General features: G+C 67.5%; 14 protein-coding genes. 10 read left to right on the top strand and 4 right to left on the bottom strand.

All coding sequences use genetic code 11. The annotated features are described in order from the left end of the window. Positions 1 to 64 precede the first annotated feature (64 nt). From ACZK4H_RS01330 to ACZK4H_RS01310, 5 genes are all read left to right on the top strand, one after another. A complete protein-coding gene (locus tag ACZK4H_RS01330; protein WP_099551489.1) occupies positions 65 to 1,174 on the top strand; it encodes an AI-2E family transporter in 1,110 nt (369 codons plus the stop codon). Between the two features lie 139 nt (positions 1,175 to 1,313). Continuing rightward, the gene (locus tag ACZK4H_RS01325) at positions 1,314 to 2,033 is read left to right on the top strand and encodes an HAD family hydrolase (protein WP_099551490.1); all 720 of its coding nucleotides are present in this window, start codon (positions 1,314 to 1,316) and stop codon (positions 2,031 to 2,033) included. Between the two features lie 3 nt (positions 2,034 to 2,036). Next, positions 2,037 to 3,404, top strand: coding sequence for a leucyl aminopeptidase family protein (locus tag ACZK4H_RS01320; protein WP_099551491.1), 1,368 nt, complete (start codon positions 2,037 to 2,039; stop codon positions 3,402 to 3,404). 143 nt (positions 3,405 to 3,547) lie between these two features. Then, the gene (locus ACZK4H_RS01315) at positions 3,548 to 4,651 is read left to right on the top strand and encodes a catalase family peroxidase (protein WP_099551492.1); all 1,104 of its coding nucleotides are present in this window, start codon (positions 3,548 to 3,550) and stop codon (positions 4,649 to 4,651) included. After that, positions 4,648 to 5,184, top strand: a complete 537-nt coding sequence (locus ACZK4H_RS01310) for a cytochrome b (protein WP_099551493.1) — start codon at positions 4,648 to 4,650, stop codon at positions 5,182 to 5,184. The genes ACZK4H_RS01315 and ACZK4H_RS01310 overlap by 4 nt, the downstream gene beginning before the upstream one ends. A 364-nt stretch (positions 5,185 to 5,548) precedes the next feature. Here the strand turns inward: ACZK4H_RS01310 and ACZK4H_RS01305 are convergent, their stop codons facing one another. The 4 genes from ACZK4H_RS01305 to ACZK4H_RS01290 are packed head-to-tail and all read right to left on the bottom strand — an operon-like array spanning position 5,549 to position 9,053. Beyond that, a complete protein-coding gene (locus ACZK4H_RS01305) occupies positions 5,549 to 6,151 on the bottom strand; it encodes a response regulator transcription factor (protein WP_099551494.1) in 603 nt (200 codons plus the stop codon). Then, a complete protein-coding gene (locus tag ACZK4H_RS01300) occupies positions 6,148 to 7,371 on the bottom strand; it encodes a sensor histidine kinase (protein WP_099551495.1) in 1,224 nt (407 codons plus the stop codon). Before ACZK4H_RS01300 ends, ACZK4H_RS01305 begins: the two co-directional genes overlap by 4 nt. Before the next feature lie 6 nt (positions 7,372 to 7,377). Continuing rightward, positions 7,378 to 8,160 carry an ABC transporter permease gene (locus ACZK4H_RS01295; RefSeq protein WP_478473041.1) on the bottom strand — a complete coding sequence of 261 codons (783 nt, stop codon included), beginning with the start codon at positions 8,158 to 8,160 and terminating at the stop codon, positions 7,378 to 7,380. Then, entirely contained in the window at positions 8,157 to 9,053 is an 897-nt protein-coding gene (locus tag ACZK4H_RS01290; RefSeq protein ID WP_099551497.1) for an ABC transporter ATP-binding protein, read from the bottom strand. The genes ACZK4H_RS01295 and ACZK4H_RS01290 overlap by 4 nt, the downstream gene beginning before the upstream one ends. A gap of 202 nt (positions 9,054 to 9,255) precedes the next feature. Here ACZK4H_RS01290 and ACZK4H_RS01285 point away from each other — a divergent pair, with 202 nt between their 5' ends. The 5 genes from ACZK4H_RS01285 to ACZK4H_RS01265 all read left to right on the top strand — a co-directional run bounded on the left by ACZK4H_RS01285 (position 9,256) and on the right by ACZK4H_RS01265 (position 17,020). Then, complete coding sequence (locus tag ACZK4H_RS01285) at positions 9,256 to 10,503, top strand: efflux RND transporter periplasmic adaptor subunit (RefSeq protein WP_099551498.1); 1,248 nt, start codon at positions 9,256 to 9,258, stop codon at positions 10,501 to 10,503. Positions 10,504 to 10,605: 102 nt separating this feature from the next. After that, complete coding sequence (locus ACZK4H_RS01280) at positions 10,606 to 11,295, top strand: ABC transporter ATP-binding protein (RefSeq protein WP_099551499.1); 690 nt, start codon at positions 10,606 to 10,608, stop codon at positions 11,293 to 11,295. Positions 11,296 to 11,309: 14 nt separating this feature from the next. After that, complete coding sequence (locus ACZK4H_RS01275) at positions 11,310 to 12,467, top strand: ABC transporter permease (protein WP_099551500.1); 1,158 nt, start codon at positions 11,310 to 11,312, stop codon at positions 12,465 to 12,467. Positions 12,468 to 12,480: 13 nt separating this feature from the next. Continuing rightward, positions 12,481 to 13,803: an ABC transporter permease gene (locus tag ACZK4H_RS01270; RefSeq protein WP_099551501.1), complete on the top strand. Its 1,323-nt coding sequence runs from the start codon at positions 12,481 to 12,483 to the stop codon at positions 13,801 to 13,803. A 358-nt stretch (positions 13,804 to 14,161) separates the two neighbouring features. Further along, the gene (locus ACZK4H_RS01265; RefSeq protein ID WP_099551502.1) at positions 14,162 to 17,020 is read left to right on the top strand and encodes a TonB-dependent receptor plug domain-containing protein; all 2,859 of its coding nucleotides are present in this window, start codon (positions 14,162 to 14,164) and stop codon (positions 17,018 to 17,020) included. The last annotated feature ends 22 nt before the right edge of the window (positions 17,021 to 17,042 follow it).

Raw genomic sequence — 17,042 nt, 5'->3', positions numbered from 1 at the left:
ATGTAATCCGCCGCGCCGATCGCGGCCGGCGGATAATGCGCACCCCTTTCCGGTTGATGCGTCGATGAGCGAGTCCCTCCTGTCCCCGTCACCGGCCGACCCCGGGCAACCCGAAGCACCGCTGCCCCCGCCGTCGCGCCCGCGCGGGCCGATGTCGCTGGTGGTGCTGGCGACCCTGGCAGTGGGCTACACGCTATGGGCGGCGCAGGACATCATCCTGCCGGTGCTGCTGGCGATGTTCTTCGCGCTGGTCGGCAATCCAATCCTGCGCCTGCTGCAGAAACTGTGGATTCCGCGTGCACTGGGTGCGCTGCTGATCCTCGGCGCCGGCCTGGGTGTGACCGGTTCGCTGGCCGTGCAGCTGATCGGCCCAGCGATGGAATGGGCACAGGAAGCCCCGCAACAGCTGCGCAAGGTGGCCCGCCAGGTGCAGGACCTGACCAAGCCGGTGCAGCAGGCGAACCAGGCGGCTGAAAACTTCGCCCGTGTGGCCGGTGGTGACAGCAACCACAAGGTGCAGGTGATCCGCACCCAGCTGGACGATCCGTATCGCATGCTGACCCGCGCGCCGCGGCTGGCTGCCTCGGTGCTGGCGGTGGTGCTGCTCACGCTGTTCTTCATGATCTATGGGCAGAGCCTGCAGCGCGCGGCCATCGCCCTGTTCCCCAACCGCCAGCAGCAGCGCTTCACCAGTGACATCCTGCGTTCGATCGAGCGCGAGGTCTCGCGCTATGTGCTGACCATCAGCGTGATCAATACGCTGGTCGGGTTGGTGTTCGCTGGCGTGCTGATGCTGTTCGGCATCGGCCTGCAGGAGGCACTGCTGTGGGGCACGGTAGCGGCGTTGCTGAATTTCGCCCCGTATGTCGGCCCGCTGATCGGCGTGGCACTGATGCTGCTGATGGGCTTCGTTGAATTCCGCGACCCGCTGCAGGCGCTGCTGCCAGCCGCCGCCTATCTTGCCCTGCATACCCTGGAAGGACAGATGGTGACCCCGATCGTGCTGGGCCGGCGCATGAAGCTGTCGCCGCTGGTGCTGATCCTGGCACTGATGGTGTTCGGCTGGGCCTGGGGCATGATCGGCCTGCTGCTGGCAGTACCCCTGCTGGTCTGCATCAAGCTGGTGCTGGCGCGGCTGGACGGCATGCAGGGCTGGGCACGGCTGCTGGAATGAGCCAGCCTGAAGACAAGTAACGCGGCCACACGAGCAGGAGCAAGGGCATAACTGGCAGACGACCTGCGCTGACCCGGCCCTGGCTGCCCCGCCCGCCGCGCCGCATGAAAGCCCGCGCGGGCAGGGGTAGAATGGCGGGGTGAATTTCCCCGTCCAAGCCATCACCCTCGACCTTGACGACACGCTGTGGCCGTTCGCTCCGATCGGCGCCCGCATCGAACAGGTCCTGCACGCGTGGATGTGCGAACACAGCCCCGCTACCGCCGCGATGTATCCGGTGGAGGCGATGCGCGAACTGCGCGAACGGCTGTACCACGCCCATCCGCACCTCCACCACGACCTGAGCGCGCTGCGCCGGCTGACCCTGCACGAAGCACTGCACAACAGTGGTGCCAGCCTCGACCTGCTGGAACCGGCGTATGAAGTGTTCTACGCCGCGCGCAACCAGGTGGAGTGCTATCCCGATGCGATCGATGCGCTGGCGCGCATTGCCGCACGGGTACCGGTGGCGGCGCTGAGCAACGGCAACGCCGACCTGGAGCGGATCGGCCTGGCCCATCATTTCGCCTTCCAGCTGGGTTCGCGCGAACACGGCGCGGCCAAGCCCGAAGCCAGCATCTTCCATGCCGCGTGCACCCGCCTGGGCGTGGCACCGGCACAGGTACTGCACGTCGGCGACCATGCCGACATGGACGTGGCCGGGGCGATCGCTGCTGGCCTGCGCGGCTGCTGGATCAACCGCGACGCAGCCACCTGGACCCATCCGCAGCTGCAGCCGGACCTGCAGTTCGACACCCTTACCGGCCTGGCCGACTGGTTGGACGCCAACCTCGACGCCGCCGCACCCCGGAGTATCTGACGCATGAGCGAGATCACTGGTTTCACCGCCGACACCGCCGCGGCGCTGCCGTTGTACGTGCTGGACCGCGAGCAGTTCGCCGCCTGGAAGGACAGCCAGCCGGCTGCCACGCAGGCGTGGCTGGCATCGCAGGGCTTCAACGCCGGCGCACACAGCGTAGCGCTGCTGCCCGGCGCCGATGGCCTGGCCGGTGCGGTGATGGGCGTGGGTGATCGTGGCGATGCCTACAGCTATGCGCATGCGCCGCACGCGCTGCCGGAAGGCAGCGTGTGGCAGCTGGCCAACGAACTGCCAGCCGCCGAACTGGCGCTGCTGCAGCTGGGCTGGGGCCTGGGCAGCTACCGCTTCGACCGCTACCGCAAGCGCAACCGCGCACCGGCGCAGCTGGTGGCAGGACCGTCCGGCGAAGTGGCCGACCTGATCGCCGCCAGCCTGCGCGTGCGTGATTGGGTCAACACCCCGACCGAAGACATGGGTCCGCAGCAGCTGGAAGACGCCGCGCGCGCACTGGCCGAAGCACATGGTGCGCAGGTCGAAGCGATCACCGGCGATGAACTGCTGAAGCAGAACTTCCCGGCCATCCACGCCGTGGGTCGCGCTTCGCACCGTGCGCCGCGCCTGGTCGTGCTGCGCTGGGGCAAGGAAACCGACCCTGCGCTGGTGCTGGTCGGCAAGGGCGTGTGCTTCGATACCGGCGGCCTGGACATCAAGCCGGCCGACGGCATGCGCAACATGAAGAAGGACATGGGCGGTGCGGCACACGCACTGGCCCTGGCCGGCCTGGTGATGGCACGCGGGCTGCCGGTGCGCCTGACCCTGCTGGTGCCGGCGGTGGAAAACGCGATCGGTCCGGATGCGTTCCGCCCGGGCGAGGTCATCGCCACCCGCAAGGGCCTGAGCGTGGAGATCGACAACACCGACGCCGAGGGTCGCGTGATCCTGTGCGACGCGCTCACCTTCGCCGGCGAGCAGAAGCCAGACCTGGTGCTGGACTTCGCCACCCTCACCGGTGCCGCGCGCATCGCACTGGGCCCGGACCTGCCGGCACTCTTCAGCAACGACGACACGGTCGCCCAGCAGTGGCTGCAGGCCGGTGATGCAACCCGCGACCCGGTCTGGCGCATGCCGCTGTGGCGCCCCTACCTGCGCTACCTGAGCAGCGGCATCGCCGACCTGGCCAACGCCGGTTCGCGCATGGCCGGCTCGGTCACCGCCGCGCTGTACCTGGAGCGCTTCCTGGAAGACGGCCAGCGCTGGGCGCACCTGGACGTGTATGCCTGGAACGACGGTGAACGCCCGGGCCGTCCGGCCGGTGGCGAAGCGCTGGCGCTGCGCTCGGCATGGGCGATGCTGAAGGCGCGTTACGCCTGAGGGAGGCGCCGGGCCCTGCCCGGCGCTGCCCGCCCCGATGGGGCCGGAAAATCTGACGAAAAATTGAATTTCGGCCGCGGCCGGGTTCTGCGAGGATGTGTGGGTCGACCACCCACGCGCTCCGTGAAGGCAGGACTCCGACCATGTCGCTCTTCCGCTACACCCGCGCCGGCCAGACGCCGGGCGCACCACGCAAGCATTCACCCCTGCTCTGGATCGCACTGATCGCACTTATCCTGGGTGCGGTCGCGCTGGCCTTCGCCTGGCTGGCGGGCTGGATTGGCGGCCGCCTGACCGCGCAGCGCTTCACCGACACCATCGAAGCCACCGGCCCGGCCCACCCGGGGTTCCGCCGTGCGCACAGCAAGGGCATCTGCGTAAGCGGTTGGTTCGAACCCAGTGCGCAGGCCCCCACCCTGTCCAGTGCACGGGTGTTCTCGCAGCACCGCGTGCCGGTAATGGGCCGGTTGTCGATCGGCGGCGGCGATCCCTACGGCGCCGACAACACCGCACGCGTCCGCAGCCTCGCGGTGCAGATGGTCAGTGATGATGGCCAGGAATGGCGCATGGCGATGAACAGCTTCCCGTTCTTCGCGGTGCCCACGGCCGAGGCGTTCTACGAGCAGACGCGCGCCTCCATTCCCGATCCAGCCACCGGCAAGCCGGACCCGCAGAAGATGGCGGCAGTGCTGGCGAAGTACCCCAGTGCGCAGGCGTTCCAGCAGTGGGCCAAGACGGCGCCATGGACCAGCAGTTGGGCCGACACCACCTTCAACAGCGTCAACAGCTTCTGGTTCACCAATGCGCAGGGCCAGAAGCGCGCGGTGCGTTGGCGCTGGCAGCCACAGGCGCCAGTGGTGGAGATGGATGCGGAAACCCGCAAGAAGGCCAGCGTCGATTTCCTCAGCCAGGAACTGCAGCAGCGCCTGGCCAGCGGCCCGGTGCGCTGGAACCTGATCGTGACCACCGCCGAGCCCGGCGATGCCATCGATGATCCGTCGGTACCGTGGCCCGCGTCGCGTGACCAGGTAGTGGCCGGCGTACTCAGCCTGGACCGCATGCAGTCGCAGGAACAGGGTGCCTGCGGCCAGATCAACTTCGATCCACTGATCCTGCCCAGTGGCGTGCGCGGCAGTGACGATCCGATCCTGGCGGCCCGCTCGGCGGTGTACTCGCAGTCGTTCAACCGCCGCGAGCGCGAGCGTGCCAGCGGCAATGTCGAGCAACCGAAGGAGGCCGCGCGATGAGCACCGGCAACGGCCACTTCAACCTGCTGGCGCGGGTGCTGCACTGGTCCATGGCGCTGATGATCATCGCCATGCTGTTCATCGGCGTGACCATGGTCGCCTCGCTGCACCTGCGGCCGATGCTGATCGACCTGCACCGTCCACTGGGCATCGCGATCCTGCTGCTGGTGCTGCTGCGCCTGTACAACCGCCTGCGGCACCGCCCTCCACCGTTGCCGGCCGACCTGCCGGTCTGGCAGGCGATGGCGGCCAGGGCCTCGCACTGGATGCTGTATGCGCTGATGCTGGCGATGCCGCTGATCGGCTGGGCGATGCTGTCGGCTGGCGGCTACCCGATCGTGCTGTGGGGCGGCCTGCACCTGCCGCCGATCGTGCCGCACACCCCGGCGCTGTACGCCGCGTTGCGCAATGCGCACAGCCTGCTGGCGTATGTGCTGTTCGCCACGGTGCTGATGCACGTGGGTGCGGCGCTGTTCCATTTGTGGGTGCGCCGCGATGGCGTGTTCCAGGCGATGGCGCGCGGGAAGGATTGATCATCGGGTTCGCCGGGCGTTCCCGGCGAACTGGAAGGTCAAGATCAACAACAAGAGCATCCACGCGTGGCGTGGATCTACTGGGTGCAGCTTTTGCCTTTGACGTTGGGTCCGCCTTGAGCGAGCCGAGCATCGCAGGGGAATCAGGGGCGCAGAGGCGCCGATGTCTGAGCGCAGCGAGTTCGGCGCCGTCCCCTGATTCACCGAGAAGCGCAGGGAACCGGCGCGCAGCGACGGCTCGCGCTCTGGCGGCGTGTTTCTTTGGTTACTTTCTTTGCACGAGCAAAGAAAGTGACACCTCTCCGCAGGCACGGAAACGATCCGCCGGGCATCGCCGGCGCTACCAGTGTGTCGGCGCACGCCCCTACAACCACCCCTTCTGCCGCGCCATCCGATACGCCTCGATCCGGTTGGCCACGCCCAGCTTGCCGATGCACTCGGACAGGTAGTTGCGTACCGTGCCGTGCGACAGCCCCAGCTGTTCGGCGATCTCGCTGGCGGTGCGGCCCTCGCCTGCCAGCCGCAGCACGCGTCGTTCGCGATCGGTCAATGGATCGGCCTGCGACCAGGCGTCCAGCGCCAGCTGCGGGTCGATCGCGCGGATGCCCTGCTTCACCTTGCGTAGTGCATCGGCCAGGTTCTCCGCCGGTGCATCCTTCAACAGGTAGCCCAGCACGCCCGCTTCCAGCGCACGGCGCAGGAAACCGGCGCGGGCGAAGGTGGTCACGATCACCACCTTGATCGGCAGTTCATGGCGGGCAATACGCTGGGCCAGCTCCAGCCCGGACAGTCCCGGCATCTCGATGTCGGTCACCAGGATGTCCGGCTGCAGCTGCTGCAGCATGCGCCAGGCAGCCTCGCCGTCGGCAGCACTGCCGAGCACGTCGATATCCGGTTCCAGCCCCAGCAAGGCCGACAGCGCACCGCGCACCATCGCCTGGTCTTCGGCCAGCAGGATGCGGATCATGCGGCACCGTCCTGCGCCAGCGACGGCGGTGCAGCCGCTGGCAGCGGTGTGGTCGCCGCGGCCAAAGGCACACGCACGGTCAGCACCGTGCCGTCGCCCCGTACCGATTGCACCGCCAACTGCCCACCCAGTGCCGCCACACGCTCACGCATGCCACACAGGCCATTGCCCTCGGCCTCTACGCCGCCACGACCATCGTCGCGGATCTGCATCGCCAGCATTCGTCCTTCCTGCATGAACTCGACCTGCGCCTGGGTCGCCTGCGCATGGCGCACGATGTTGGTGGCCGCTTCGCGCAGCACCAGCGCCAGGCCGCGTTCGACGTCCACCGGCATCGGCGGTGGAGGTGCGTACTGCAGGTGCACCTGCTGGCACTCCAGCAGCAGCCGTGCCGAGGCCAGTTCACCGGCCAGGTCACTGGCGCGGATACCGGTGACCGCGCTGCGCACCTGGGCCAGCGCTTCGCGGGCGATATCCTCGGCCTCGCCGATCTCCTGCCGCGCACGGGCATCGCCTCGGTCGTGCAGCTTGCGTGCCAGTTCCAGCTTCAAGGTGATCAGCGACAGGGTGTGGCCCAACAGGTCGTGCAGGTCGCGGCCGATGCGCTCACGCTCGGCGGTGGTCGCCAGCCGCCGCACCTCCTCCTGCGATAGCTGCAGCGCGGCATCCTTCTCCTTGTTCACGGCCTCCACGTTCACCACCATGCCGATGATGAACGAGACCGCCGGCACCCAGACCAGGCTCTGCCACGGATAGTGCGCCAGATGGGCCACCAGGTAGAAGGCCGCGTTGAGCACGGCCAGCTGCAGCAGGTAGCGCCACCAGCTGCCACGCCCGCAGACCCGCAGCATCACGCAGCCGAAGATGAAGTAGCTGATGCCCGACGGGTACCAGGGCACCAGCACGATCGCCAGCGCGGTCATCGCCAGTGCGTAACGTGGCGCATGGTGGCGCGGTGACAACAGCAGGCGCGCGTACAGCAGCAGGAACAGCGGATAGCTGGCCAGGGTGAACACCAGCCAGCGCAGCGTGTAGCCGCCGGCGAACAGCGGCGTCATGAACACCCACACCGTCCACAGCAGGTGGATGGCATCGGCCCAGGCCGGCTTGCCGCGGCGCAGGTTGTCGGCCACGGCGGAATCCGGTGCAGGGCGCAGCAGGGAGGCAAGCCAGCTCGGCGGCACGGGAGGATCCAGGCGGGGACGATCGCTGCCGATCATGCCAGTTCAGCCGATCCGGCGCAGGCGGCGGCGGGCCAGCAGCAACGCCACGAGGGTGACCGCCAGCAGTACCAGCAGATGACCGGCAGGACTGCCCACCGACGGCAGCCCGACCACCGGCAGCGCCAGTTGCGCCAGGTGCCAGATCGGCCACAGCGGTGCCATCATCGAAAACACCTTGGGCAACGCCGACAGCGGCAGCCACAGACCCGACAGCAACGCCAGCGGCAGGTAGACCAGGTTGACCATCGCCGGTGCTGCACTGGCACTGACATGGCTGCCGATCAGCAGGCCGATCGCGCCCAGCGGCAGCGCGGCCAGCCCCGCCACCGCCAGCAGCTGCAGCATCTGCACTGCCTGAAGCTGCACGCCTCCCAGCGCGCGCGCCACGCCGATCAACAGAGCGGCCACCAGCAGCGCGAACAACACCGCCATCGCCAGTCGTGCCAGCAGCGGTGCCGCCGGCGGCATCGGCAGCGCCCGCTTGAGCGTAAGCAGCCCGCCTTCACGGTCCAGCGCCAGCTGCACGCCGAAGCCGAACAGGGCCGGTGCCATCGCACCGAACACGCAGTAGGTGGCCAGCAGGTACAGCGGTGCATGGCCACGGCCCAACAGCACGCCGAACAACAGGTAGAACAGCACCGGGAACAGCAGCGAAGGCACCGCGAAGGCGGGTGTACGCCAGGCGCGGCGCAGCTCGGCCTGCAGTTCGGCTCGGTACGGGCGCAGCGCTCGACGCCAGCTTGAGACCGGGCGCGCAGCGACAGCGGTCGGGGTCAGGGTGTTCATGCGGCCTCCTGGGTCAGGTCAAGGAAGGCGTCGGCCAGTGCCGCGCCCTGTACTTCCAGCTCACGCAGCAGTGCATCGGCGGCCAGCAGACGCGCCACCACCGGCTCGGCCGGGCTTGCCAGCAGCTGCAGATGCTCGCCGTCACGCTGCGCCTGCTGCACGCCCGGCCACTGCTGTACGTCTTCGGCAGGCAGCACGCTGCGGCAGCGGATGCGGCGCGGCCGATCGGCCAGGCGCAGCTCGCTCAAGGGTGCATCGGCCAGCACCCGGCCCTTCTCCAGCACAACCACCTGCTGCGCCAGCGCTTCGGCTTCCTCCAGATAGTGAGTGGTCAGCAGCACGCCGCAGCCTTCGGCCACCAGCTGCCGGATCGCCTGCCACATCGTCTGCCGCGCCTGGATGTCCAGGCCGGTGGTGGGCTCGTCCAGGAACAGCACGCGTGGGCGGCCACACAGGGCGATGGCGAACTGCACGGCGCGCTGCTGGCCACCGGACAGCTGGCCGTAGCGGCGGCGAGAGAGCGCCTGCAGGCCAGCGCGCTGCAGCACTTCCTGCAATGGCATCGGGTCGGGGTAGCAGGCGCTGGCCTGCGCCACCAGTTCGTCCACCTGCAGCATCGGTGGCAGGCTGGTGCTCTGCAGCATCACGCCCAGGCCGAGGCGGCTGGCGCGCTGCTGCGGGTCGCCACCGAGCAGCTCGACCTGGCCGGCGTCGGCGCGGCGCAGGCCCAACAGCACGCTGATCGCGGTACTCTTGCCGGCACCGTTGCGGCCCAGCAATGCCAGCACCTGGCCAGCGCGGACCTGCAGGTCGATGCCATGCAGGGCGGTATGGTCGCGATAGCGCACCTGCACCTGCTGCAGGCGGGCCAGCGACGGGGCGATCGGATCCATGGGCGGTACCGGTAGCGGGGACGTTGCCATCCTGTGCCGCCGTGGTCACATTTCGCAGTTGCCGCCGTCAGTGTCATCGGATGACAGCTGTCACTGCCGTCATCGCTGTGCCTGCCTTCATGCTGTGCCGCACGCTCCACCGCCGGAACCGCCGCCGTCCGCTCTTCCGGCCACACCCGCCCGAACGCCTGTGATGGAACGAATGAACGCTTCTGCCGAGCTGTTGAAGGAACTCCGTATCGACCGCAAGTCGCCGCCGCCCGCCTCCGGTGGCAATGGCGGTGGTCGCCGCTGGCTGTGGATCACGATTGTCGTGATTGCCGTGCTGCTGGCCGCCGGCGCCTTCGCGCTGTTCGGCCGCACCCCGGCCGTGGAGGTGGAAACCGCACCCGCGGTGGCCATCCAGCAGGGCAGCGCCAGCAGTTCGGTGCTTGATGCCAGCGGCTACGTGGTCGCCCGGCGCATGGCCACGGTGTCGGCCAAGATCACCGGCAAGGTGCGCGAGGTGATGATCGAGGAGGGCATGCGGGTCGAAGCCGGCCAGGTGATGGCCACCCTGGACCCGATCGATGCCGATGCGCAGCGCAGCCTGTATGCCTCGCAGCTGCAGGCCGCACGCAGCCAGGTGGCCGGGCTGGAGGCACAGCAGAAGCAGGCCGCCGCCGAAGCCAGCCGCCTGCAGGCGCTGGTCGGCCAGCAACTGGTGTCGCGTTCGCAGTACGACCAGGCCGTGGCCCAGCGCGACAGCCTGCGCGCACAGCTGGACACTGCACAGCGCAACGTCAAGGTGGCCCACGATCAGCTGGCCATCGCCGACCTGGGCGTGGACAACAACATCGTGCGCGCGCCGTTCTCCGGCGTGGTGACCGCCAAGGCGGCGCAGCCGGGCGAGATCGTTTCGCCGCTGTCGGCCGGTGGTGGCTTCACCCGTACCGGCATCGGCACCATCGTCGACATGGATTCGCTGGAGATCGAAGTCGAGGTTGGCGAGGCCTTCATCGGCCGCGTGCAGCCGAAGATGCCGGTGGAAGCCACGCTCAATGCCTACCCGGAGTGGAAGATCCCGGGCGAGGTGATCGCCATCATCCCCACCGCCGACCGCGGCAAGGCCACGGTGAAGGTGCGCGTGGCGCTGAAGGTGAAAGACCCGCGCATCGTGCCGGAGATGGGCGTGCGCGTCAGCTTCCTGGAACAGGCCCAGCCGCAGGCCGCCGCCAAGCCGCAGGGCGTTCGTGTGCCAGGGGGGGCCGTGGTCCAGCGCGAGGGCGCCTCGGTGGCCTTCGTGCTGGGCGACGAGAGCCGCGTGCAGCAGCGCATGGTCGAGGCCGGCCAGGCGATGGGCAAGGACCGCCAGATCCTCAAGGGCGTGAGCGCAGGTGAATCGGTGGTGGTGAACCCGCCGGACACCCTGCGCGATGGCGCCAAGGTGCAACAGAAACAAGCGCAGTAACGGCCTGGCGCCCACGGGCGCCGCCGGCAGCACCGCTCGACGCACGCCTGCGGCCACCGCCGGCGCGTTTCCCCGTTTCCCGCCTTCCGTGGAGAACCACCCATGTCGACCCTGGTTTCACTGCGCAACATCACCAAGACCTACCAGCGTGGCCCCGAGAAAGTGCAGGTACTGCACGGCATCGACCTGGACATCGCGCGCGGCGACTTCGTCGCGCTGATGGGTCCGTCCGGTTCGGGCAAGACCACCCTGCTCAACCTGATCGGCGGCCTGGACAACCCCAGCGGCGGCGAGATCAGCATCGAGGGCGAGCGCATCGACCAGATGAGCGGCGGCCAGCTGTCGACCTGGCGCAGCCACCACGTCGGCTTCGTGTTCCAGTTCTACAACCTGATGCCGATGCTGACCGCGCAGAAGAACGTCGAGCTGCCGCTGCTGCTGACCCATCTCAGTGCCGCGCAGCGCCGCCGCAATGCGGAAATCGCGTTGACCCTGGTCGGCCTGGCCGACCGTCGCAGCCATCGCCCGAATGAACTGTCCGGCGGCCAGCAGCAGCGCGTGGCGATCGCCCGCGCGATCGTCTCCGACCCGACCTTCCTGATCTGCGACGAACCCACCGGCGACCTCGACCGCCAGTCCGCCGAGGAGATCCTGGGCCTGCTGCAGCAGCTCAACCGCGAACACGGCAAGACCATCATCATGGTCACCCATGACCCGAAGGCCGCCGAGTACGCCACGCACACGGTGCACCTGGACAAGGGCGAGCTGGCCGACGCGCCGCTGGCCCACTAACGGAGGCCACGGCGATGAAATACTTCTCATTGGTGTGGGCGCAGCTGTTCCGCAGCCGCACGCGCACCCTGCTGACCCTGCTGTCGGTGGTGGCCGCGTTCCTGCTGTTCGGCATGCTCGACTCGGTGCGTGTGGCGTTCACCTCCGGTGGCAGCGTGGAAGGCGCCAACCGCCTGGTGGTCGCTTCGCGGCTGTCGATCACCCAATCCCTGCCGATCCGCCTGGAAGCGCAGGTGCGGCAGGTGACCGGCGTGCGTGACGTGGCCTATGGCATGTGGTTCGGTGGCATCTACCAGGACCCGAAGAACTTCTTCCCGAACTTCTCGGTGTCGCCCAACTACTTCGATGTCTACCGCGAGCTGCAGATCGATCCGGCGCAGCTGGAAGACTGGAAGCAGACCCGCACCGGCGCCATCGTCGGCGAGACCCTGGCCAAGCAGTTCGGCTGGAAGATCGGCGACACCATCCCGCTGCAGGCCACGATTTTCCCGCGCGGCGGCAGCAACGACTGGCCACTGGTGCTCAAGGGCATCTATCGTTCCAGGGATCCGGCACAGGCTTCCAACGAAGAACGCCAGTTGATGATGAACTGGAAGTACTTCGATGAGTCCAACGACTACATCAAGAACCAGGTGAGCTGGTACACGGTGACGCTGGACAATCCGGATCATTCCTCGCGGGTGGCGCAGGCCATCGATGCCATCTCGGCCAACTCCGACCACGAGACCAAGACCCAGACCGAGTCGGCGTTCCAGCAGGCCTTCGTCAAGCAGTTCGCCGACATCGGCATGATCGTCACTTCAATCATGGGTGCGGTGTTCTTCACCCTGCTGCTGTTGACCGGCAACACCATGGCCCAAGCCGTGCGCGAGCGCGTGCCGGAGCTGGCCACGCTGAAGACGCTGGGCTTCAAGGACAGCACCGTGCTGACCCTGGTGATGGTGGAGTCGGTGCTGCTGATCGGCCTGGGCGGCCTGATCGGCATGGGCCTGGCCGCGCTGATCCTGCCAGCGATCGGACCGAAGAGCATGGGCATGCTACCGCCGCACGTGCCGACACCAACCTGGCTGATGGGGCTGGGCCTGATCGTGGTGATCGGCATCATCGTCGGCCTGCTGCCGGCGCTGCGTGCCAAGCGCCTGAAGATCGTCGACGCACTGGCCGGCCGCTGAGGAGGACACCGACATGTTCAAGAGCAAACTCAAGAAGTGGCTGGGCAACGGCGTGACGGTGCTGCTGCTGGTGATCGGCCTGGTGCTGTGGATCAGCCTGCCATGGGTTGGCGTGCTGGCCGTGGCCGTGCTGGTGGCGCTGTGGCTGCTGCTGACCCGGGGCGGACGGCTGGCACTGGCGGCCACCCGCATCGGCGTGGCCAGCCTGCCGCAGCGCTGGGGCGCATCCTCGGTGATCGTGGTCGGCATCGCCGGTGTGGTCGGCGTGCTGGTGGCGATGCTGGCGATGGGCGAAGGCTTCCAGGCTACGCTCAACAATACCGGCGATGACACCACCGCCATCGTGCTGCGCGGTGGCTCCCAGGCCGAGACCAACTCGGTGATCACCCGCGAACAGGTTCCCACGCTGTCCACCCTGCCCGGCATCAGCCGCGATGGCGAAGGCCGACCGCTGCTGTCGCCGGAGCTGTCTCAGGTGGTCAACCTGGTATCGAAGTCCGACGGCACCGACGTCAACGCACAGTTCCGCGGTGTCGGCCCACAGGCGTGGGCCGTGCATGACAAGGTCAAGATCATCGAAGGCCGCAAGTTTGCCACCGGCCTGCGCGAGATCGTGGTCGGCCAGGGTGCCAAGGGCCAGTTCCGCGACATGGACGTGGGCAAGACGCTGACCCTGGGCAACCAGACCTGGACCGTGGTCGGCGTGTTCGCTACCGGCGATGCGCATGATTCGGAACTGTGGACCGACGCCGATACGCTGGCCACCACCTACCAGCGCAGCGCGTGGCAGTCGATCAGCGTGCGCACTGATGGCAAGGCCGGCTTCGAGCAGTTCAAGGCCGCCGTCGCCGCCGACCCGCGCCTGAAACTGGACGTGGAAACCACCCGCGTCTACTACAGCAAGCAGGGCGGCGGGCTGACCAAGCTGATCGATATCCTCGGCAAGGTGATCGGCACGATCATGGCGGTGGGTGCGGTGTTCGGCGCGCTCAACACCATGTATGCGGCAGTGGCCACGCGCGCCCGCGAGATCGCCACCATGCGTGCGATCGGTTTCCGTGGCCTGCCGGTGGTCACCGCGGTGATGCTGGAGACGATGCTGCTGGCGCTGCTCGGTGGCCTGCTGGGGTGTGCGGTGGCGTGGCTGCTGTTCAATGGCTACAGCGTGTCCACGATCGGCAGCAACTTCAGCGCGGTGGTGTTCAAGTTCCATGTGTCGCCGGAACTGCTGTGGACCGGCCTGAAATGGGCACTGGGCATCGGCCTGGTCGGCGGCCTGTTCCCGGCGCTGCGCGCGGCACGTTTGCCGATCACCACGGCGCTGCGCGAAACCTGAGCATCACGCAGCGATAAAACGCGCATTGCGCAGGGGACGGAGCGAAGGCTCCGTCCCTTTTCTTTTGCGCGTCATCCACGCATGGCGTGGATGGATGCCGGCGCACACGCGCGCCTACAGATTGCCGAAAATCCGCCGTTACCGATGCCTCTGCCCATCGCAGACGCAACGCGCGTGACGTTGCGCACATCCCATCTGTGGATTGTTGGTTGCGATTCATTTTCGCGCCCATCCGCGGCGCAGAGGCAAACAGTTACGAATGGAAACATTCTAGAATCGCGCCCCCCACGTTGGTTTGCAGCACCCCACGCGTCCATAGAACGGGCGCTTGTTTTTCCTGAAACACGAGATTTCACGGATGTCCCTGAAAACCAATCCGCTGCGCAACGCGATCGTCATCGCGCTGGCCGCCAGCTGCACCACCCCCGCCTTCGCACAGAGCGCCGGCGATACCCCGACCAACCTCGACCGCATCGAAATCACCGGCTCCCGCATCCGCCAGGCCAGTGTCGAGACCGCACAGCCGGTCGTCGCGCTCAGCCGCGCCGAGATCGAGAAGAAGGGTTACATCAACGTCGCCGACATCCTGCAGGACGTCACCGCCGCCGGCGCACCGAGCCTGAGCCGCTCGTCGTCGCTGAGTTCTTCGCGCGACTTTGGCGGCACGTACGTCAGCCTGCGCAACCTCGGCCCGGAACGCAGCCTGGTGCTGATCGACGGCCGCCGCATGGGCGTCAGCGCCGGTGGCTACTCCGACCTGGCTTCGATTCCCTCGGCCATCGTCGAGCGCGTTGAAGTGCTGACCGACGGCGCATCCGCGCTGTACGGCTCGGACGCCATCGCCGGTGTGGTCAACATCATCACCCGGAAGAACTTCGACGGTGGCGAAGCCAGCGTCTACGTCGGCCAGTACGGTGAAGGCGACGGCCAGAAGCGCTCCTACAGCGCCACCTTCGGCAAGACGTTCGACCGCGGCTGGTTCAGCGTCGGCGCCGAGCGCACCAAGGAAGACGAGATCCTCGGCAGCGAGCGCGAGTTCAGCCGTTACCCGGGTGGCCCGCGCCATCCCGACGACGTCAAGGCACTGAACCAGACCACGCAGTGGGGCAGCGTCACCGTCGGTGGCAAGTCGCTGACCGTGGGCCCGGGCGGCGACCCGAGCCAGAAGGGCAACTTCCACACGCCCAATCCGGCCGATGGTGCCAACACCAAGACCAACATGAGCCTGCTGAGCGGCCTGGAGCGCACTTCGGTGTTCGCCAACGGTGGCTTCTCGATCACCGATGACCTGCGCATCGTGGCCGACGCGCTGTACAGCAAGCGCGAGTCGACCAAGCACCTGGCCGGCTACCCCTACTCGGTATCCACCGCGCAGGCCCGCAACGGTTCCCGTGCTGCCCTGTCCAAGGACAGCGCGTTCAACCACTGGGGCGAGGACGTGCTGTTCTCCCACCGCACCGAAGAAATGCCGCGTGCGACCGAGAACAACCTGGACACCAAGCGCGCCAGCATCGGCCTGGAAGGCAGCTTCGAAACCGGTTCGCGTTACTGGGACTGGAACGTCAGCTACATGTACAACCGCAATGAAGGCGAGCGTATTGGTACCGGCAGCATGTACCAGCCGCACGTCGACCTGGCGGTCGGCCCGTCCTTCATGGATGGCACCGTGGCACGCTGCGGCACCCCGGGCGCGGTGATCGCCGGCTGCGTGCCGTGGAACCCGGCCGCGCCGATGGGCTATGCGGGCCCGGGCTCGCTGAGCAACCAGGACGTGCAGGACTACCTGTTCACCCGCTTCGTCGACAAGATGAAGAGCACCACCAAGGTCGCCAGCGCCAACATCTCCGGTTCGGTGTTCACCCTGCCGGCCGGCGACGTGATGGCCGCGATGGGCTTCGAGCACCGCAGCGAAGAAGCCAGCTACACCCCGGACCTGATGGTGCAGAAGGGCCAGATCGCCGGCACCACCGGCCAGCCGACCCGTGGCGACTACTCGCTCAACGAGGTCTACCTGGAACTGCAGGTACCGCTGCTGGCCGACATGCCGTTTGCACGTGAGCTGTCGCTGGACCTGGCCGGCCGCTACACCGACTACAACACCTTCGGTTCGACCACCAACAGCAAGTTCGGCCTGAAGTGGAAGCCGATCGACAGCCTGCTGGTGCGTGCGACCTATGGCACCGGCTTCCGTGCGCCGACCGTGGACGACCTGTACGGCGGTGCGGTGAAGAGCCGTGATTCGTTCACCGATCCGTGCGATACCTCGTTCGGCATCGCTGCCAGCAGCTCGACCGTGGCCGCACGCTGCCAGGCGCTGAAGGTGCCGGCGAACTTCCGCCAGCAGACCGCGTCGGAAGGCAACGTCGCCAACCGTCCGGGCCAGCAGGGCATCGCCGATTTCGACTCCGGTTCCAACGCGAACCTGAAGCCGGAAACCGCCAAGACCTGGACCGTGGGCCTGGTGTACAGCCCCGAGTTCGTGCCGGGCCTGGACGTCAGCCTGGACTGGTGGAAGATCCGCATCGACAACGCGATCGTGGGTGAGTCGGCCACCGACATCCTCAACCAGTGCTACGTGCAGGGCGTGGATTCGGCCTGCGGCCGCTTCACCCGTTCCACCAGCGCCAAGACGCTGGGCCAGGTGACGTCGCTGGACCGATCGCTGGTCAATGCGGGCTACCGCGAAACTGCCGGCTACGACTTCAGCCTGCGTTACCGCCTGCCGGAAACCTCGTTCGGCCGCTTTGCCGCCACCTGGAACACCACCTACACCGACTACCTGGAGCAGCGCAACGACAGCGCCGCCACCACGCCGGTGGAGCAGAAGACCGGCTGGCAGGGCAACTTCCGCGTGCGTTCGACCTTCAACCTGGATTGGCAGTACGGCGACCTGGGCATCGGCTGGACCGCCCGCTACTACTCGGGCATGAAGGAAGCCTGCTCGTATGACCTGGCCGGTGGCCCGGACTGCAACGTGGCCGGCTTCGTCTCGCCGTACACCGATGCGCAGCCAAGCCGCAAGGTGGGCTCCAACACCTTCCACGACCTGCAGGTGCGTTACAGCCTGCCGTGGGACGGCACCGTGTCGCTGGGCGTGAACAACGTCTTCGACCACCAGGGTCCGATCATGTACAGCCAGCCGAACAGCAGCTTCACCTACTACGGTGGCTTCGACATCGGTCGTTTCATGTACATGAAGTACCAGCAGCGCTTCTAAGCCTGCAACCGCGTTCCCGCCA

This window comes from Stenotrophomonas sp. 78350_Sma (assembly GCF_056482105.1).
This window is presented reverse-complemented; position numbering and strand designations above follow the sequence as displayed.